Source organism: Lentzea tibetensis (genome assembly GCF_007845675.1).
GTDB classification, from domain to species: domain Bacteria; phylum Actinomycetota; class Actinomycetes; order Mycobacteriales; family Pseudonocardiaceae; genus Lentzea; species Lentzea tibetensis.
In genome coordinates, this window is the sequence record NZ_VOBR01000034.1 from 69,141 (window position 1) to 88,206 (window position 19,066).

Consider the following 19,066-nt stretch of genomic DNA (forward strand, 5'->3'; position numbering starts at 1 on the left):
ATGAGCTCCGCCCGACTCGACACCGCGAGCTTCTGCCGAATCCGCGCCACGTGCTGCTCCACCGTCTTCGGCGAGATGTACAACCGCGACCCGATCTCCTTGTGCGTCAAGCCGTCCATCAGCAACTCCCCGACCGCGCGTTCGCGCTTGGACAGGCCGTCCGTCGACCCCGCGTCGTCGGTGGCGACCTTGGCACGCAACGCGCGGCCGGTGCTCAGCAGCTCCTTCGCGGCGGTGGAGTCGGTGAGCCGCGCCGCGGCCGCACCGCACAGCGCCATGGCCTCCCACGCGTCGTCCAGCGACGACGCCACCTTCGTCACGTGGCTCGCGTCCACGTCACCGGCGAGCACCGACGCCCACGCCCGCGCGGCCGCACCCCGCGGCGTGCCGTCGAGCGACGCCGCGGCCTGGGCGGCGGCATCGGGGTCGTTCGCCGCGACAGCGCGGTGCAGCTTCCACCAGTGGTTGGACTCCACCGCCCACCTCGGCACGCCCGCGTTGGCGATCGCGCACGTCATGGCCTCGACGACGGTGTCGCCGTCGAACCGGGACACGCTCGCGGCACCGGCCGAGAGCTCGCCCCACGCGTCGAGCAGCAGCACCTCGACGTCCGCACCGGCCACGACCGGGGCGACCCGGCGCCACGTGGCCCGCAACGCGTCCGCGTCGCCGGCCCGTCGCGCGAGGCCGATCGTCACCGCCGCGGCCAGCACCGCGTCGCGGCGCAGCACCGGTGTGCCACCGGCCGCCGCGATCTCGGCGCGCGCCTCGGCGAGCCGTCCGGCGCGCAGGTGCAGCCACGCCGTGAGCAGCCTGCGCCGGGGCGTCGGCGGCCGGTCCTCGTACGCCGCGAGCACTTCCTGGGCGGTCCGGTCGTCGCCACCGGCGATGAGCACGGTGACGGCGAGGTCGTCCCACTGCTCGGCGGCCATGCCGTCGGCGGGCACCGTGGCGACCGCGAGACCCGCGAGCCTGCGTGCCGCGCGGCCGAAGCCGCCCCGCACCGACTCGATCGCGGCGTCCACGCCGTCGAGGAACACGGTCAGCCCGCGCGGTGCCGCGCCGGACAGCATGTCCCGCGCGGCGGCGAGGTCCTTGTCGGCCGCGTCGACGTCGCCGACCAGGCACGCGGCGAGCGCGGCCCGTCCGGCGGCGGCGACCGCGGGTGCGCCGGTCAGCGCCGTGGAGATGACCCGCCACCTGGCCGCCGCGTCGAGCAGCGAACCGTCAGCGGCAGCCGCGGCGGCCGCGACGCCGGCCGCGACGTGGTCGGTGTCCGTGCCGGTGGCCAGGATCCGGTCGGCAGCCTCGGCCGCGGCGGCCGTGTCACCGGCGCGCCACGCTTGTTCGACGGCGAGCACGTTCATGCCCTGCCTCCCTCGAACCAGACCCGCGAGGCGGGCAGGAAGGACGTGACGACCGCGCTCACCGCGACACCGGCCGCGGCCAGCAGGCCGGCCAGCAACGGCGAGGACAGCGCGCCGAACACGATCGCGGCGTGCACCACGCCGAACGCGGCGAGCGGCACCAGCGCGAGGCGAGCCCAGCGCTTGCCCTTGTTCATCGCGCTCGCGAAACCCAGCTGCAGCAACGCGAGCAGCACACCGGAACCGAGCAGCAGCGCCAGCACGGCGACCACCACCCTGTCCTTCATGACCGGTGACTCGGCCGGGAACCCCTGCGACACCTCGGCCAGCAGGTCGGTGCGCAGCTGGTCGAGGTCGAGCAGGGTCAACATCGAACTCGCCAGCTGCAACACGACAGCGACGATCCACAGCAGCAAAGCGATCTTGACGGTGCGTGGCTTGGCCGGGCGCACGGCGGGCTGCCACCGGTCAAGCCTGGGTCTCGGAGGTAAGGCGGGTCGTGTCACGGGGCACCGGCCTTCGTCGTGCCGCTCGTCGTGGGCTTCGTCGTCGAGGGCGGCGGCTGGGTGGTCTTGGTCGTCGTCGGGGCCGTCGTCGTCGGCCACGTGGTCGGCTGAGTCGTCTTCGGCTTGGGCGGCGGCGTGTTCATCCGCGGTGGCGAGGCCGGTGCCGTCGGCTGGTCCGGGACGTACTCGGTGGTCGGAGTCGGCTCGGTGGTCGTCTCCGTGATCACCGAGGTGCTGGTGGGCGCCGTCGGCTTGGCGTCCGCACCCGCCTTCTTGGTCAGCACGTTGTTCGCGAGCAACCCGCCCGCGACGGCCAGCGCGAGCACGCCCGCGGTGACGAGCGGCGTCAGCGCACGCCACGACCGCTTGGGGCGCAACGACTTCGGCGCCTCGGGCAGCGGTGGACGCGTCCACATCGCGGTGGCGACGGCGTCCGGCTCCGGTTCGAGACCGCGCGCCTCCAGTGCGGCACCGATCGCGACCATGCCGTTCGGCGCGGGCGACACGGCCCGGCCGAGCTGCGCCGAAACCTCTTGCGTCACCAATGGAATCCGCGACGAGCCACCGACCAGCAGCACGGCGGCGAGCTCGTGCGGCGGCGTGCCCGCGGACCGCAGTGCACGGTCCAGCGCGGCGACGGTCTCCTCGACCGCCGGCCTGATCATGGCCTCGAACTCGGCGCGGCCCAGCCGGACGTCCTGCGTCGCGATCCCCGGCAGGACAACGGGAATCAGCACCTCGGTGTCGGCCGACAGCATCTCCTTGGCCGCGGTGCAGCAGCGGCGCAACTCCGCGACCGCCGTCAGCACGGCAGGGTCGGTCGGGTCGAGCGCGTCCCATCCGGGGCGCAGCGCCTCGACGACGTGCTGGAACACGACCTCGTCGAAGTCGAGTCCGCCGACCTCCAGCTCCTCGGGAGGCCCGGCCAGCACGAACCGGTCGGCGGCGAGTTTGCGCACGACCGCGGCGTCGAACGTCTTGCCGCCCAGGTCGTAGACGGCGACCGCCGCACCTTCATCCATGCGCGTGAGCGCGTCGTGTGCGCGGACGGCCGCCTGCGGTTCGGGCACGAACAGCGCGTCAGCGAGGCCGTACGCGGACAGCGCGGTGCGCAACGACTCCAGCCGGTAGTGACCCCAGCTCGCCGGGTGCGTCATCGCGACGCGCGTGGCCGGTCCCCCCGACCGTTCGGCGACGGAGTTGAGCAACCGCACGGAGAATCGGGCCGCGATCGCCTCAGCCGTCAACGCGGCGTCACCGATTCGCAGCGGAGTGGGGTCGCCGATGCGGCCCTTGAACTGGCGCGCGACCCGGCCTGGATCGGTCAGCGCACGACGTTCCGCGTCCTCCCCCACGAGGAACGCCCCGTCAGCGGCTTGGAAAACCACTGACGGCGCAAGAACTTCAAGCCTCGCGGCTCGATCTGGTTGACACGTCGACACCGTGGTGAATGTCGATCCGAGATCGAGCCCAACCTGGTACGACATCGGACTCCCCTTATGGCAAACGCAGCGGACGTATGTACACGTACGTCTCATATGGCGCGGTTCACCGGCGTTGACAAATAAGGGGGCGATCCCCTAGTGAGGCCCTCCCGCACCCCTCGATCCCTGTGTTCGCAGCGGAGACGAACCGGGTTCGGCCCAGATGGCAGAGGCTTGCTCGGAACCTAACTTCGTAGTTGTCAGCCGGTCGGAACCGCCGCCGGCGGCAACACGAAGGAGCAAGTCATGAGCAACCCCATCGACCTCAACGCCTTTCTCGCCGACCTCACCGCCGACCTCGACCTCGACTCGAACCAGGCGGCCGAGCAGCAGGTGCAGTCCGCCCAGGTCAACCCGCAGAGCGCCGAGCAGGCTGCCGACCAGGCCCAGGAGACGAACACGGTCACGCAGACCGAGGGCGGCAACGGGGGCAACGGCGGCACCGCCGTCGGTGGCGACAGCGGCAGCGCCAACGGTGGCAGCGGCCTCGGCGTCGGTGGCGCGGGTGGCGACATCGACCAGGAGGGTCTGGTCAACGTCAACTTCGGTAGCACCGCCGGTGGGTCCGGCCTCGGTGTCGGCGGCAACGGTGGCGTGACCGGTAACGGTGGCGACGCGGACGCGGGAGGCGGGAACGGCGGCAACGCGTCGTCCGACGTCGACGTGGACGCCGACCAGGAGCTGGACCAGGACGTCGACCAGATCTCGGACCAGGACAGCGACCAGGCGGCCGTGTCCGACCAGGAGCAGGACTTCGACATCGACCTCGACGCCGAGATCGACGGCATCGTCGAGGAACTGGACCTGCCCGCTTTCTGACCCCGCAGTCGTGAGTGGCCGGGGCTGCTCCGGCCACTCACGACCTGCACTGGAGGACCGACATGCTGTCCACACTGATCGACTTCCTGATGAACCTGCTGGGAGACGACGACGCCAAGAAGGCGTTCGACGAGAACCCGCAAGGCGAGCTCGACAAGGCCGGCCTCGGCGGTGTCTCGGGACAGGATGTCCGGGACGCGCGGCTGATCATGGCCGACAACGGCGGGGTAAGAGCCCGCGGCGGGGACAACAGATCGTCGTCCCACGACAACGACCCCGTGCGGGAGATCCACCACACCACGCGTGAGTACGTCGTCGAGAAGCCGGTGCAGAACATCGAGCAGAACATCAACATCGACGACCGCGACGTCACCATCATCGACGACTCGTTCAACTCCGACGACGACACCGAGGTCAACTCGGTGGCGATCCAGGACAACGACACGAACGTCGTGCAGGTGAAGGACTCCTTCAACGAGGGGTCTGAACCGGTCACGGAGGACGCGCCCGAAACCGAACCGGAGCCGGAGCCCGTCGAAGAGGTCGGGATCATCACCGATCCCGTGCCCGATCCGGTCGACGAGCCGGAGATCGTGCTCGACGACCCGGTGGACGTCGCACCGGAACCGGTCGCCGAACCGGAGCCCGCGCTCGACCCGGAACCCGAACCCGACCCAGTGATTGCGTGAACTGACGATGACGACCACACCGATCGAGGCCGTCGACCGCGCGCTCGCCGCCATCGCGCGCTACGACCGGCCTGACCTGGAAGCCAGGTTGCGCCAGGCGAGGGCGCGACTCGCGGACGACCACGTCCGGCTGCTGGTCGTCGGGGAGTTCAAGCAGGGCAAGAGCATGCTGGTGAACGGCCTGCTCGGAGCACCCGTCTGTCCGGTGTTCGACGACATCGCGACGTCGGTGCCCACGGTGGTCCGGTACGCGGAGCAGCCGACGGTGACCCTGGTGCGCGAGGAGGCGCGCATCGAGGTCCCGGTCGACCAACTGCCCGCGTACGCGTCCGAAGCCGGTAACCCGGGCAACCGGGAACGGCTGGACCACATCGAGGTCGGCATCCCGCGGCCGATCCTCGCCGAGGGGCTCGAGCTCGTCGACACCCCCGGTGTCGGCGGGCTCGGCTCGGCGCACGGCGCGGCGACCATGTCCGCGCTGCCGTCCGCCGACGCGGTGCTGCTGGTGTCCGACGCGTCCCAGGAGTACACCGCGCCCGAGCTCGAGTTCCTGCGCAACGCCGTCTCGGTGTGCCCGAACGTGGCGTGCGTGGTGACGAAGACGGACCTCTACCCCGAATGGCGCACCATCGCCCAGCGCAACCAGACGCACCTCGAGTCGGTCGGCATCAAGGCCTCCTTCTTCATGGTGTCCTCCACGCTGCGCTGGCACGCGCTGCAGACCGGCGACCAGGAGGTCAACAAGGAGTCCGGCTACCCGCCGCTCGTCACGTACATCCGCAAGAAGGTCCTCGGCGAGGCGGACTCGCTGGCGCGCCGCTCGACCGCGCACGACGTGCACGCGGTCATCGACCAGATCACCGAGAGCCTGCGCGCCGAACAGGCCGCGCAGTCCGACCCCGCGTCCGCGGCGGCCCTGATCGACCGCCTGACCCTGGCCGAACAACGCGCGGCGGGCCTCAAGGAGCGTTCCGCGCGCTGGCAGCAGACCCTGTCCGACGGCGTGGCGGACCTGAACGCCGACGTCGACTACGACCTGCGCGACCGCATGCGCGAGATCGTCCGCGAGGCCGAGGAGGCACTGGCGGCCGGTGACCCGACGAAGATCTGGGACCAGTTCTCGAAGTGGGTCCAGGACGCCGCCGCCTCAGCCGTGTCCGCGAACTCCGTGTGGGCGACCCAGCGCGCCCGCTGGCTGGCCCGCCGCGTGGCCGAGCACTTCGACTCGGAACGCGAGCAGATGCTGCCGTCGCTGCAGACCGCGTCGTCCGACCCGCTCCGCTCGGTCCGCGAGATGTCCCTGCGCGCCGACGAGAAGTGGGGCATCGGCGGCCGCCTGCTGACCGGACTGAAGGGCGGCTACTCGGGCCTGCTGATGTTCGGCCTGCTGGGCACCGTGATCGGCCTGTCCCTGATCAACCCCATCTCCATCGGCGCGGGACTGCTGCTGGGCGGCAAGACCATCGGCGACGAACGGAAGCGCATCGTGCAGAGGCGCCAGAACGACGCGAAAACGGCTCTGCGCAAGTACATCGACGACGTGACGTTCCACGCGGGCAAGGACTCCCGCGACATCCTGCGCGCGATGCAACGCGACCTGCGCGACCACTTCACCACCCTGGCCGAGCAGCTGAAGCGTTCGCTGCAGGAGTCCATCCAGGCCGCGCAGAAGTCCGTGAAGGCCTCGTCCGCGGACCGTTCCACCCGCCTGGAGGAGCTGGCCGCCGAGCTGGCCGCCCTGGAGAAGGTCAGGCAGGAGGTGACGCCGTGATCACCGACGAGGTCCGCCGCGTGCTGTCGACGGCCATCGACGCCTACCGCGACCAGCCGCGCACCGCCCACTTCCTGCGCGGCCAGCTGGACCGCCTGGACTCGCCTCTGCGCGTCGCCATCGCCGGCCGCGTGAAGGCGGGCAAGTCCACCCTGCTCAACGCCCTAGTCGGCGACTCACTGGCCCCCACCGACGCGGGCGAGTGCACGCGCGTCGTCACCTGGTACAAGGACGGCCCCAGCCCCCGCATCGTCATGCACCCCCTGCTCGGTGACCCCGTGTCCCTCCCGGTGGTGCGCCGAGCTGGTGCCCTGGAGATCTCCCTGGGCGATGCCCAGGTCGACCGCCTGGTCGTCGACTGGCCGTCGCAAAGCCTGCGGCACACCACCCTCATCGACACCCCCGGCATCGCCTCACTGGGCTTCGAGAACTCCCAACGCGCAGTCCGCTTCCTGACCCCCGACGACGAGACCCCGACCGAGGCCGACGCCGTCATCTACCTGATGAAGCACCTGCACTCGTCGGACGCGTCGTTCCTGGAGTCGTTCCGCGACCAGGGCGTGGCCCGCGCCGCCGCCATCAACACGGTCGCGGTCATCTCCCGAGCCGACGAGATCGCGGGCGGCCGCGTGGACGCCATGATCTCGGCCCGCGCGATCGCCGCCCGCTACCGCACCGAGCCCGCTCTGCACGGCCTGTGCCAGAACGTGGTGGCCGTGGCCGGACTCCTGGCCCACACCGGCCGCACCCTGACCCAGTCCGAGTACACGTTCCTGGCGTCACTGGCCGACGGCCCGCGCGAAGACCTGGAGTCGTCCCTGCTGTCGGCCGACCGCTTCGCGTCCGGCTCGGAGGAGCGGGCCGCGCTGCTGCGCCGCTTCGGCGTGTTCGGCATCCGCCTTTCCGCGACGCTCATCCGCCAAGGTGTGCGGAGCCAGGCCGCTCTCGCCGAGGAACTGGTGTCCCGCAGCGGCCTGCGCGAGCTGCAGCGCGTGCTGCAGACCCAGTTCGGCGAACGGCGCGAGCTGTTGAAGGCCCGCTCCGCTCTGCTCGCGTTGGACCGCGTGCTGCGCACCGGCCCCGGCGGTGGCGGCCGGCTGGCCGGTGAGGTGGAGCGGATCTTCGCAGGCACCCACGAGTTCGCCGAGCTGCGACTCCTGTCGGCCTTGCGGTCCGGCGTGGTGGCTCTACCCCGGCCGATGGCACTGGAGGCGGAACGCCTGCTGGGCGACTCAGGGATCGCACCGTCGGTTCGCCTGGGCCTGGCCCCGGACGCGTCGTCCGGTGAACTCCGCCAGACCGCTTTCGCCGCACTGCGCCGCTGGCAGGCGCACGCCGAGAACCCCATGTTCGGCCGACGCTCGGCCGACGCCTGCCGGGTGCTGGTGCGGACGTGTGAGGGCCTGTTGACCCGCTGATGCTGGGGCTGAGCCCCCTTCGTGAGGGGTGAGGGGGAAACCGCCCCGCCTTCGGGCGGGGCGGGCAACCCCCAGGCTCGCCTCAGTCGATGCAGAACTCGTTGCCCTCGACGTCCTGCATCCCGATGCACGACTCGTTGAATTCATCGGCGAGCAGCACTCGCTCCTGCACCGCGCCGAGCGCGACCAGTCGTGCGGACTCGGCCTCGAGCGCGGCGAGGCGCTCCGCACCCACGAGCCCGGTGCCGACCCGCACGTCGAGATGCACCCGGTTCTTGACGACCTTGCCTTCGGGAACGCGCTGGAAGAACAGTCGCGGGCCCACACCCGAGGGATCCACGCAGGCGAACGCCGCACCCTGACGCTCAGGCGGCAGCGAGCGATCGAATTCGCCCCAGCTGGCGAACCCCTCCGGTGGCGGCGGTACGACGTACCCCAACACCTCGCACCAGAAACGAGCGACGCGCTCAGGTTCCGCGCAGTCGAAGGTGACTTGGACCTGCTTGATCGACCCCATCAGTCCACAATAGTGCCGCGAGCTGGTGGTGACGCGGCAGGAGCGTCAAGCGAGCCGAGGCCAACCGGCAGGTGCCGAGCGAGCACCGCCCACACCGGCGCGAACCAAGAGCAGGAGCGCCCGCCGCACCAGCAACCCACGCACTGCCCAACGGGCGCGGCCCACAGCACAACCGGCAGCCAAGCGTGCCCAAAGCAAGCCACCACCAAACCGGCAGGAGCGTCAAAGAGCGCCCGCCGCATTAGCGACCCACGCACTGCCAAACGGGCGCGGCCCCACCACAAACCGGCAGCCAGACGTGCCCAAAGCAAGCCACCACCAAACCGGCACATGCGACAAGGAGCGCCCGCCGCACCAGCAACCACCGCATTGCCGAACGGGCGCGGCCCCACTGCACAACCGGCGGCCGACTGCCCTTCTCCACACACTTCCCCCCGGACCGGCCCTCCCAACACTTCCCCCGGACCGGCCCCCGGACCCGAAAACCTAGTGCGCCGCAGCGTCCCAAGACCGACCAGTACCAACGGACACCTCAAGAGGAACGTCCAACTGATAAGCGTTCCCCATGTGCTCCCGCACCAACGCCTCGACCGCCTCACGCTCCCCGTCAGCGATCTCCAAAACCAACTCGTCATGCACCTGCAGCAACATCCGCGACCGCAGCCCGGACTCCTCGAGCCCGCGGTACACGTTGAGCATCGCGACCTTGATGATGTCGGCGGCCGAGCCCTGGATGGGCGCGTTGAGGGCCATGCGCTCCGCCATCTCGCGCCGCTGGCGGTTGTCCGACGTCAAGTCGGGCAGGTAGCGGCGGCGGCCGAGGACGGTCTCGGTGTAGCCGTCCTTGCGGGCCTGGTCGACCACGGCGTGCAGGTAGTCGCGGATGCCGCCGAAGCGGGCGAAGTAGGCGTCCATCTGCTCGCGCGCCTCCTCGGAGGGGATGCGCAACTGCTGGGCGAGGCCGAACACGGACAGGCCGTACGCGAGACCGTAGGACATGGCCTTGACGCGGCGGCGCATCTCGGAGGTGACCTCGGTCGTGGGGACCGAGAACGCCTGCGACGCGACGTAGGTGTGCAGGTCCTCGCCGGAGTTGAAGGCCGCGATGAGGCCCGCGTCCTTCGAGAGGTGCGCCATGATGCGCATCTCGATCTGGCTGTAGTCGGCCGTCATCAGCTCGGAGTAGCCGGGGCCGACGACGAACGCCTCGCGGATGCGGCGGCCCTCGTCCGTGCGGATCGGGATGTTCTGCAGGTTCGGGTCCGTTGAGGACAGTCGGCCGGTCGCGGCGATCGTCTGGTGGAACGTCGTGTGGATGCGGCCGTCGTCGGCGACCGCCTTCAGCAGGCCGTCCACAGTGGACTTCAGGCGCGTGACGTCGCGGTGTGCCAGCAGGTGCTGCAGGAACGGGTGCTGCGTCTGCTCGAACAGGTTCTGCAGCGCGTCCGCGTCCGTCGTGTAGCCGGTCTTGGTCTTCTTGGTCTTCGGCATGTTCAGCTCGTCGAACAGCACCGTCTGGAGCTGCTTCGGCGAGCCGAGGTTGATCTCCTTGCCGATCACCGAGTACGCGTCCTGCGCCGCCTGCTTCACGCCCGCGGCGAAGTGCGCCTCCAGTTCGGACAGGTGCTCGACGTCGATCGCGATGCCGGTCGCCTCGACCTCGTCGAGGACGTTCATCAGCGGCAGTTCCAGCGAGGACAACAGGTCCGCGCCGCCGATCGACGACAGCTCGGTGTCCAGCGCGTCGGCCAGCTCGGCCACGGCACGCGCGCGCACGATCGTGCTCGTCGCGATCTTCTGCTGCTCCTCGGCCTCGTCGACCAGGAGCGACAGCTGGCCGTCGCCGGACTCCTCGGCGCGCAGCTCGCGCTTCAGGTAGCGCAACGCCAGGTCGTCCAGCGCGAACGAACGCTGGCCCGGACGCACCAGGTAGGCCGCCAGCGCCGTGTCGCACGTCAGGCCGCGCAGCTTCCAGCCCTGCGCGCGCACCCGGCGCAGCGGCACCTTCAGGTCGTGCCCGGCCTTGACGACCGACTCGTCCGCCAGCCACGCGGCCAGCGCGCGCTCATCGGCCTCACCCAGAGAGGTGACGTCGACGTACCCGCCCTCACCGGTGGCCGACGCGAACGCCAGGCCCTCCAGCTCGAAGCCGGTGATCCGGAACGCCAGCCCGATGCGCGAGCCGCGGGCGTGCGCGTCCAGCCACGACGCCACCGAACCCGCCGGGATCGCGCCGCCGGAGACCTCGAAGCCTTCCTCCGCCTCGGGTTCCGCCGTCGACAGCGTCGCGAAGAGACGGTCGCGCAGCACGCGGAACTCGAGCTCGTCGAACAGCCGGTGCACCGCGTCGCGGTCCCACGGCTTCGCTTCGAGCTCCTCGACCGTGTACTGCAGCGCCACATCGCGCACCAGCTCGGTGAGCTGGCGGTTGAGGATGATGTTCGAGAGGTTGGCGCGCAGCGCGTCGCCGACCTTGCCCGGCACCTCGTCGACCCGGTCGACCAGCTCGTTGAGCCCGCCGAACTGGTTCAGCAGCTTGATGATCGTCTTCGGGCCCACGCCCGGCGTGTTCGGCAGGTTGTCCGACGAGTCGCCGCGCACCGCCGCGTAGTCCGCGTACTGCTCGGGCCGCACGCCGTGCTTCTCCTCGACGTACGCCGGCGTGAACCGGCCCATCTCGGACACGCCCTTCACCGGGTACAGCACGGTGACCTGGTCGTTGACCAGCTGGAACGCGTCGCGGTCGCCGGTACAGATCTCTACTGAGAACCCCTGCGCGACGGCCTGCGTCGTCAGGGTGGCGATGATGTCGTCCGCCTCGTAGTTCTCCTTCTCGAGCGTGCAGATCTGCAGCGCCGCGAGCACGTCCTGGATCAGCGAGACCTGGCCGCGGAACTCGTCCGGCGTCGCGCTGCGACCGGCCTTGTACTCCGCGTACTGCTCGGTGCGGAACGTCTTGCGCGACACGTCGAACGCCACGGCCACGTGCGTGGGCGCCGAGTCGCGCAGGAGGTTGATGAGCATGGACGTGAAGCCGTACACCGCGTTCGTGGTCTGGCCGGTGCCCGTCTGGAAGTTCTCCTTGGGCAGGGCGTAGAACGCCCGGTAGGCCATTGAGTGACCATCGATGAGCAGCAGTCGCTTCGCGTCAGTGGGAGTCACGGGGCCGAGTCTAGGGTGGAGGTCTGACAGTTTTGACCGACCCCTTGGAGCACGTGTGACCGCCGACCTGCCCGTGGAGTTCGCCGACGAACAGCTCGCGTCCCGGATGGGCATCGAAATCACCCAATGGGATGTCCAGGAGATGATCGGCACGATGCCGGTCAAGGGCAACCGCCAGCCGTACGGGCTGCTGCACGGCGGCGCGAACGCCGTGCTCGCCGAGCAGCTCGGCTCGATCGCCGCCGCGACGCACGCGCACGCCATCGGGAAGATCGCCGTCGGCCTGGAACTGTCCTGCTCGCACCACCGCGCCGCGCGCGAAGGCATCGTCACGGCCGTCTGCACGCCCATCCACCTGGGCCGCAGCACCGCCACGCTGGAGATCGTCATCACCGACGAGGAGGGCAAGCGCACGTGCACCGCACGGCTGACCTGCATCCTCCGCGACAAGGCACCCGGCGCGTGAGAAGGGCGCTCATCGCAGCGGTAGTGCTGCTCAGCGCCTGCACCGCACAAGCGCCGCCACCTGCGCAGACGACACCGAACACCTACCCGGTGCCGCCGGAGACCGCGCGCCCGGACGAGCAGGTGCTGCACCTGCCGACCACGAACGACGGCGACACGACGTTCACCGCGGTCGGGCTGAGCGCGGGCATCCCGACGCTGATCGGCAGCCACGCCGAGTTCGCGGCGCGCGGCCAGTTCGTGCGCGTCCGGCTGGTCGTCGCGAACGCGGGCCGCAGCTCGGCGCTGTTCGACGCGCGCAGGCAGCTGCTCGTCGACGCGGACGGCGAGGAGTACGCGCCGGACGACCCGGCGATGACGGTCAAGCGGCAGCCCGCGCAGACCGATCTGGGCGCGGGTGTGCGGCTGGAGTTCGACCTCTACTACGACATCCCGAAAGAGGCGAAACCGCTGAAGCTCAAGGTGTTCGGCGGCCCGACGCTCACCGACATGAAGGACGAGAAAGGAACGGACCTGCCCCTCAGCGAGTGAGGGACAGGTCCGGTCGAGCGAATCGCTCAGTGACCGCCGAGGTACGCCTCGCGCACCGAGGGGTCGTCGAGCAGCTCACGGCCGGGCGCGGACTTGACGACCCGGCCCGTCTCCAGCACGTACGCGCGGTCGGACAGCTTCAGCGCCTGCTGGGCGTTCTGCTCGACGAGCAGCACCGTCGTACCGCGCGAGTTGATCTCCTTGATGATGGTGAAGATCTGCGCGATCAGCATGGGCGCGAGGCCCATCGACGGCTCGTCCAGCAGGACGACCTTCGGCTTGGTCATCAGCGCGCGGCCGATGGCGATCATCTGCTGCTCGCCACCGGACATCGTGCCGCCGAACTGGCTCTTCCGCTCCGCGAGGCGCGGGAACAGCTCGTAGACCTCGGCCAGGTCCTTGGAGAGGTCGTCCTTGCGGGTGTACGCACCCATCAGGAGGTTCTCCTGCACCGTCATGCCGGGGAACACGCCCCGGCCCTCCGGCGCCTGGCCGATGCCGAGGATGACCCTCTTGTGGCCGGGCATCTTGGAGATGTCCTCGCCGTTGAAGAGGATCTTGCCGCTGGTCAGCGGGCGCAGACCCGAGATCGTCTTGAGCGTCGTCGTCTTACCGGCACCGTTGGCACCGATGAGCGAGACGATCTCACCCTCGTTCACCTCCAGGCTGATGCCCTTCAGCGCGGCGATCTTGCCGTAGTGGACGTTGATGTCCTTGACCTCAAGAAGCATCTTCGGACACCCCCAGGTACGCCTCGATGACCTTCGGGTTGTTCTGCACCTCTGCCGGGAGCCCTTCTGCGATGAGCTGGCCGAAGTCGAGCACCGCGACGCGGTCGCTGACACCCATGACCAGGCTCATGTCGTGCTCGATCAGCAGCACGGTCCGGCCGCTGTCACGGATCTTGCGGATCAGCTGCTGCAGCGCCACCTTCTCGGCCGGGTTCATGCCCGCGGCCGGCTCGTCGAGAAGCAGCAGCTTCGGGTCCGTCGCGAGCGCCCGTGCGATCTCCAGCCTGCGCTGGTCGCCGTACGGGAGGTTCTTCGCGGTCTCGGTCATCCGCGCGGAGATGCCGACGAAGTCGAGCAGCTCGCGCGCGAGCTCACGACCGCGCTTCTCCTCCTTGCGGTGCCACGGCAGGTTCAGCGTCGCACCGATCGCACCGGTCTTGTGGTGCGCGTCGGCGCCCACCATCACGTTCTCCAGCGCGTTCATGTTGTGGAACAGCCGGATGTTCTGGAACGTGCGGGCGATGCCCTTCTTGGTGATCTTGAAGCGCTTCTCGCCGTTGATCTTGTCGCCGTTGAAGAGCACCTGCCCCTCTGTCGGCTGGTAGACGCCGGTGACCACGTTGAACACCGTGGTCTTGCCCGCGCCGTTCGGGCCGATGAGGGCGAAGATCTCGCCTTCGTTGATGGAGATCTTGGCTTCCTTCAACGCCACGACACCACCGAAGCGCATCGTCACGTTGTCGAGCTGAAGAACGGGAGTGCTCACTTGGCCACCTCCGTGGAAGCCTCGGTGCCAGGTCCGGCGACCTCGGCGCCCATCGCGCCCATTCCGCCTGTTCCTTCACGTAGTTCGGCCTTGCGCCGCCGTGACGGCAGCAGGCCCTCCGGACGCAGCGCCATCATCAGCACCAGCACACCACCGAACACCAGGATGCGGTACTCGGCGAAGTCGCGGAACCGCTCCGGCAGCCAGCCGATGAGGAACGCGCCGATGATGACACCGGGCAGGTTGCCCGAGCCGCCGAGCACCACCGCGGCGAGGATCGTCGCCGAGAGGATGAACGGGAACGTGTTGGGCTCGATGAACACGGCCTTACCGGCGTAGGTACCGCCGGCGAGACCACCGATCATCGCGCCGATCGCGAACGCGAGCAGCTTGAACTTGAACGTCGGCACGCCCATCAGCTCGGCCGCGTCCTCGTCCTCGCGGATCGCGGCCCACGCGCGGCCGACCCGGCTCTTCTGCAGCCGCACCGAGAAGATGATGACCACCGCGATCGCGGCGATCATCAGGTAGTAGTACGGCGCGGGGTCGAGCAGGAACTTCTCGCCGAAGATGGGCGGCGGGTGCGGCACGTTGGTGATACCGCGCGCGCCACCGATCACGTCGCTGTTGTTCGCCGTGATGCGGACGATCTCACCGAACCCGAGCGTCACGATCGCGAGGTAGTCACCGCGCAGTCGCAGTGTCGGGGCGCCGAGGATGACGCCTGACACAGCGGCCATGGCGATGCCGAGCACCACCGTGACCCAGTAGTTCCAGCCGTAGTGCGTGCCGAAGAACGCGACGTTGTAGCCACCGATCGCGAAGAACGCGACGAAGCCGAGGTCGAGCAGACCGGCCTGGCCGACGACGACGTTGAGGCCGATGGCGAGCAGGATGTAGGTGCCGACCGGGTAGACCAGCACGGTCGTCCAGTCCGCGCCGGGCGACATGAAGGAGCCGATCGCGGGCGCGGGCAGAATCAGCGCGAAGACGATGGCGGCGATGTACACCAGGTACCGCTGCCAGACCTTCGCGTGCTCCCACCAGTCACGGGTCAAGTCGAACCCGTGCCCGATGGCGCTGAAGGGATTGCGCCTCGGAGTGGTTTCTTCCCTCGTCACTTCGTCGCCTTTCATGCGCGTGCCCTCTGCAGCGATTCGCCGAGAATGCCGGTCGGGCGGAACATCAGCACGACCACCAGGACGACGAACGCGATGACGTCCTTCCACTGCGAGCCGAGGAAGATGGCGCCCCAGTTCTCGATGAGGCCCAGCACGATGCCACCCATCAGAGCACCGCGCAGGTTGCCGATGCCGCCGAGGACCGCCGCGGTGAACGCCTTGATGCCGAGGACGAAGCCGACGTTGAAGACCGTGTTCTCGATCTCCATGAGGTAGAGCGCGCCGGCCACACCGGCCATCGCGCCACCGAGGAGGAACGTGATGCGCACGATGTTGTCGATGCTGACGCCCATGAGGACGGCGGCCTCGGGGTCCTGCGCCGTGGCGCGGATGCCGCGGCCGATGCGGGTCTTGTTCACCGTCTGGTCGAGGGCGACCATCACGACGACCGCGGCGACGACGACGATGACGTGGTCGAGCCGGACGGCGGCGTTCCCGATGTGGAACAGCTCGTCACGCGGCACGAACCGGGGTGCGGACGCCTGGTTGCGGCCGGGCTTGTCGGTCAGCCACGGGATGATCTCGAGCGCGAACAGTTCCTGCAGGAAGATCGACGCGCCGATTGCGGAGATCAGCGCCGCGAGCTTCGTGGCGCCGCGCTTGCGCAGCGGCCGGTAAGCGACGGTCTCCAGCACGATGGCGGCACCGCCGGAGACGACCGCGGAGACCACCATGCAGAGGAGCAGGGTGCCGACCATCGCGATCCCGAACGTCGCCGGAGCGGCCGGTGCGATGGCGGTCAGCAGGACCAGCGACGCGAACGTGCCGATCATGAAGATCTCGGAGTGCGCGAAGTTGATCAGCCGCAGGACGCCGTAGACCATCGTGTAGCCCAGTGCGACCAGCGCGTAAATCGAGCCGATCACCAGCCCGCCCACCGTGCTGGGCAGGATCTGGTTCAAGAAGTCTTGAAGCATGTCAGGTATGCCTTACGAGACGGGGCGAGCCCGAAAAGCTCGCCACACTGGCGGGGAGCGGGAGCATGTAGCCCCCGCTCCCCAGCGCAATCAGCTGTGAAAATCCGTCTCAGATCAGCCCTCGAGCTTGGCCTCGGCCGACGGGCCGAGCAGCTTGAGGACACCACCCTTGACCTGGTACACGAAGATCGAGTTGGCCTCGGGCTCGCCGTTCTCCTTGAACTTGATCGGCTTCGAGACACCCTCGAAGTTGATCGACTTCAGGAACTCGTTGATCTTCTCACCGGTGGTGTTGCCACCCTCGACGGCCTTGATGAACGCGGTCGCGGCGTCGTAGCCCTCGGTCGCGTAAATCGCCGGGTCGGCGTTGGCGGACTTCTTGTAGCTGTCGGCGAACGTCTTCAGCGCACCGGTCACGTCGGCCGTCGGGATGAGGCACGGGCAACCGAGGACAGCGCCCTCAGCGGCGGCCGCACCGGCACCGGAGATCAGCTGCGCGTCGAGCGAACCGTCACCGGAGGCGAACGTCGCGGTCACGCCACCGTCGCGGAGCTGCTTGAGCAGACGACCGGCCTGCGCGTAGTAGCCACCGAAGACGATGACGTCGGGGTTGGCGGCCTTCACCTTGGACACGGTGGACGAGTAGTCCGAGGCGTCCTTGGCGAACTTGTCGGTCTCGACGGTGACGCTCTTGCCCTGGAAGGACTTCGCGACCGCGTCGGCGAGGCCGACCGAGTACTCCTGGTCGTCGGAGAGGACGAACGCCTTCTTCGGGCTCTTCGCCTTCACGAGGAACTCGGCGATGCCGGGGCCCTGGTCGTCATCGTTCGCGACGACGCGGTGCCAGTACTTCCAGCTGTTCTTCGCGAGACCGGGGTTGGTCGCGGACGGCGACACGCTCGGGATCTTGTTCTCCTCGAGCTGCGCGCCGATGGCCTTCGACTCACCGGAGAAGGCCGGGCCGATCAGGCCGACGATCTTGTCCGTGCCGACGGCCTTGGCGATCAGCGAGGTCGCCTGGTCCGGCTTGCCCTGGCTGTCGTACTCGACCAGTTCGATCTTCGTCTTGGGGTTCTTCGCGTTGTACTCGGCGATCGCCATCTTCGCGCCGTTACGCGGCGGGATCACGATCGCGGAGTTCTCGCCCGTGAGGTCGCCCATGAAACCGATCTTGACGGTGCTCGCGTCACCGCCAGTGGACGTCCCACCACCGCCACCGGCACAAGCTCCCAGAACCAGCGACGCAGCCGCCGCCAGCACGAGAACTCGCCCGAGTCGTGCTCCTGACACCGGTACCTCCCATGAACCAACGACCGCCGGGGTTGCGGCGGCGCCCCCACGCAGGGGCTGGGTTAGGGCAGGAACGTAGCTTCAGATCACTTCCGTGAACAGGTGGCCTTACCGCTCTGTGTCCACATCGTGACGGTCGTCACGGCGAATACGCGTACGTCTGGATCCTTAAATCTATCTCAAATCGCCGCAGGTCACAGGGCATACGCTGACAGTGACCGCAATTAGGCGAAAATGGTTCGCTTGCCGAACCAACCACTACCCGAACGGGTAACGGTTAACTCGGCTCACGTTCTCGATAAGGGGTTCGTCGACTGCCTTCATGGCACAGGTCGGGAAGGTCTGGCGCGCGTGTCGGCGAGACCTGTCAGGCGGGATATCGATGGAGTGATCCGCTTGGTTACTCAGGATGGCAGTAGGGGGTTGCGGGCCTGCGAGACCCCCCGGTGGGTGTGCCGTCTGGCGGAACGCGGCGGGTCCGGATGGGGTGCGCGAGTCTGGTCGCGCCGGCGGCGCGCCTTGGGCCGCCCTGACGCGGGCGTCCCCCGCACCGGCGAACCCCCGACTCGATGCTCCCAGCCGGCACCGACAACCCCGGCCCGCGCAGGCGCACCAACCCCGCGACTCGGGTACGCCATCCGGCGACTTCCGCAGCTCGGCGGATACCCCCTGTGGTGAAGCAACGCCAGCACGCCTGGCAACCGACCACGAACCCGACAGAAGCGCGGCGGTCACGGCTCGAAGCCATGCTCACGCAGGAGTCCCCGGTGCGGAGAACCCCCCGACTCGATGCTTCCAGCCAGCACCGACAATTCCCGGCCGCGCGGACAGGCCAGCCCAGGACTCGCGAGCGAAGCAACGTCCGCCCAGACCGCCGGCGACAGGCACAGCCATCGATCGCAGCAGGTCAAAGCTCGTGAGTGATTAGGAGTGCCATAGGCCTCCTAATCACTCACGACCCCTGACCTGCCAACCGACGAAGCCCTACGAGCGAGCACCGCCCCAACCGGCGGGCACCCGGGGAGCACCGGCCAAACCGGCAGACACCAAGAGAGCGCCGCCCAAACCGCCAGGTACCACGGGAGCCACCGCCCAACCTGCAGATACCAAGGGAGCACCGCCCCAACCGGCGCGAGCCAAGCGAGCACCGCCCAACCGGCAGGTACCAAGAGAGCCCAGCGAAACCGGCAGGTACCAAGGGAGCACGACGAAACCGGCGCGAACCAAAAGAAAAGAGCGCCCGCCGCACTAGCGACCCCCGCACCGCCAACCGGGCGCGGCCCCCGAACACAAACCGGCAGCCGAACGATCCCAAGCATCCGAAGGGCCAGGGCGGGGAGGGTCTCGCTGATCAGGCGCAGCCTTGCCACATCGAAAATGCCCTGTCAAGGCAGCTTTTCCGCCTTGACAGGGCATTTTCGATGTGGCGACCTCTGGTGATCAGCGAGCCCC

Annotated in this window: 16 protein-coding genes; 6 read left to right on the plus strand and 10 right to left on the minus strand. The window is 69.0% G+C overall.

Annotated elements, in window-relative coordinates; translation table 11 throughout:
- The 3 genes from FKR81_RS36740 to FKR81_RS36750 all read right to left on the minus strand — a co-directional run.
- Window positions 1–1,367, minus strand: a 1,367-nt coding sequence (locus FKR81_RS36740) for a helix-turn-helix transcriptional regulator (protein WP_222598516.1), incomplete at its 3' end; no start/stop codon positions are given.
- Window positions 1,364–1,819, minus strand: coding sequence for a hypothetical protein (locus tag FKR81_RS36745; protein WP_146358831.1), 456 nt, complete (start codon window positions 1,817–1,819; stop codon window positions 1,364–1,366). The genes FKR81_RS36740 and FKR81_RS36745, both read right to left, overlap by 4 nt.
- A 50-nt stretch (window positions 1,820–1,869) precedes the next feature.
- A complete protein-coding gene (locus tag FKR81_RS36750; RefSeq protein WP_235922112.1) occupies window positions 1,870–3,228 on the minus strand; it encodes an Hsp70 family protein in 1,359 nt (452 codons plus the stop codon).
- Window positions 3,229–3,603: 375 nt separating this feature from the next.
- Here FKR81_RS36750 and FKR81_RS36755 point away from each other — a divergent pair, with 375 nt between their 5' ends.
- The 4 genes from FKR81_RS36755 (at window position 3,604) to FKR81_RS36770 (ending at window position 8,054) form a co-directional block, all read left to right on the plus strand.
- Window positions 3,604–4,176: a hypothetical protein gene (locus FKR81_RS36755; protein WP_146358833.1), complete on the plus strand. Its 573-nt coding sequence runs from the start codon at window positions 3,604–3,606 to the stop codon at window positions 4,174–4,176.
- Window positions 4,177–4,238: 62 nt separating this feature from the next.
- Window positions 4,239–4,865 (plus strand): IniB N-terminal domain-containing protein, encoded by a 627-nt coding sequence (locus tag FKR81_RS36760; protein ID WP_146358834.1) that lies wholly within the window; start codon window positions 4,239–4,241, stop codon window positions 4,863–4,865.
- A gap of 7 nt (window positions 4,866–4,872) precedes the next feature.
- On the plus strand, window positions 4,873–6,636 hold the full coding sequence (locus FKR81_RS36765) for a dynamin family protein (RefSeq protein WP_146358835.1): 1,764 nt from the start codon (window positions 4,873–4,875) through the stop codon (window positions 6,634–6,636).
- On the plus strand, window positions 6,633–8,054 hold the full coding sequence (locus FKR81_RS36770; protein WP_146358836.1) for a dynamin family protein: 1,422 nt from the start codon (window positions 6,633–6,635) through the stop codon (window positions 8,052–8,054). Before FKR81_RS36765 ends, FKR81_RS36770 begins: the two co-directional genes overlap by 4 nt.
- A gap of 82 nt (window positions 8,055–8,136) precedes the next feature.
- On the opposite strand, the gene FKR81_RS36775 is transcribed toward FKR81_RS36770, so the two are convergent.
- Window positions 8,137–8,571 (minus strand): VOC family protein, encoded by a 435-nt coding sequence (locus tag FKR81_RS36775; RefSeq protein WP_146358837.1) that lies wholly within the window; start codon window positions 8,569–8,571, stop codon window positions 8,137–8,139.
- 486 nt (window positions 8,572–9,057) lie between these two features.
- Complete coding sequence (gene polA / locus FKR81_RS36780; RefSeq protein ID WP_146358838.1) at window positions 9,058–11,847, minus strand: DNA polymerase I; 2,790 nt, start codon at window positions 11,845–11,847, stop codon at window positions 9,058–9,060.
- On the opposite strand from polA, the gene FKR81_RS36785 reads away from it, so the two are divergent.
- Both FKR81_RS36785 and FKR81_RS36790 read left to right on the plus strand, forming a co-directional pair.
- Window positions 11,840–12,199, plus strand: coding sequence for a hotdog fold thioesterase (locus FKR81_RS36785; protein WP_146358849.1), 360 nt, complete (start codon window positions 11,840–11,842; stop codon window positions 12,197–12,199). The two genes, polA and FKR81_RS36785, sit on opposite strands and share 8 nt — an antisense overlap.
- Window positions 12,196–12,729: a DUF4352 domain-containing protein gene (locus tag FKR81_RS36790; protein WP_146358839.1), complete on the plus strand. Its 534-nt coding sequence runs from the start codon at window positions 12,196–12,198 to the stop codon at window positions 12,727–12,729. The genes FKR81_RS36785 and FKR81_RS36790 overlap by 4 nt, the downstream gene beginning before the upstream one ends.
- Before the next feature lie 26 nt (window positions 12,730–12,755).
- On the opposite strand, the gene FKR81_RS36795 is transcribed toward FKR81_RS36790, so the two are convergent.
- The 5 genes from FKR81_RS36795 to FKR81_RS36815 form a co-directional block, all read right to left on the minus strand.
- Entirely contained in the window at window positions 12,756–13,460 is a 705-nt protein-coding gene (locus FKR81_RS36795; protein WP_146358840.1) for an ABC transporter ATP-binding protein, read from the minus strand.
- A complete protein-coding gene (locus FKR81_RS36800) occupies window positions 13,450–14,190 on the minus strand; it encodes an ABC transporter ATP-binding protein (RefSeq protein WP_146358850.1) in 741 nt (246 codons plus the stop codon). The genes FKR81_RS36795 and FKR81_RS36800 overlap by 11 nt, the downstream gene beginning before the upstream one ends.
- 32 nt (window positions 14,191–14,222) lie before the next feature.
- The gene (locus FKR81_RS36805) at window positions 14,223–15,362 is read right to left on the minus strand and encodes a branched-chain amino acid ABC transporter permease (RefSeq protein ID WP_146358841.1); all 1,140 of its coding nucleotides are present in this window, start codon (window positions 15,360–15,362) and stop codon (window positions 14,223–14,225) included.
- Window positions 15,359–16,324, minus strand: a complete 966-nt coding sequence (locus FKR81_RS36810; protein WP_146358842.1) for a branched-chain amino acid ABC transporter permease — start codon at window positions 16,322–16,324, stop codon at window positions 15,359–15,361. The genes FKR81_RS36805 and FKR81_RS36810 overlap by 4 nt, the downstream gene beginning before the upstream one ends.
- Window positions 16,325–16,438: 114 nt before the next feature.
- Window positions 16,439–17,614 carry a branched-chain amino acid ABC transporter substrate-binding protein gene (locus tag FKR81_RS36815; protein WP_146358843.1) on the minus strand — a complete coding sequence of 392 codons (1,176 nt, stop codon included), beginning with the start codon at window positions 17,612–17,614 and terminating at the stop codon, window positions 16,439–16,441.
- Window positions 17,615–19,066: the final 1,452 nt, after the last annotated feature.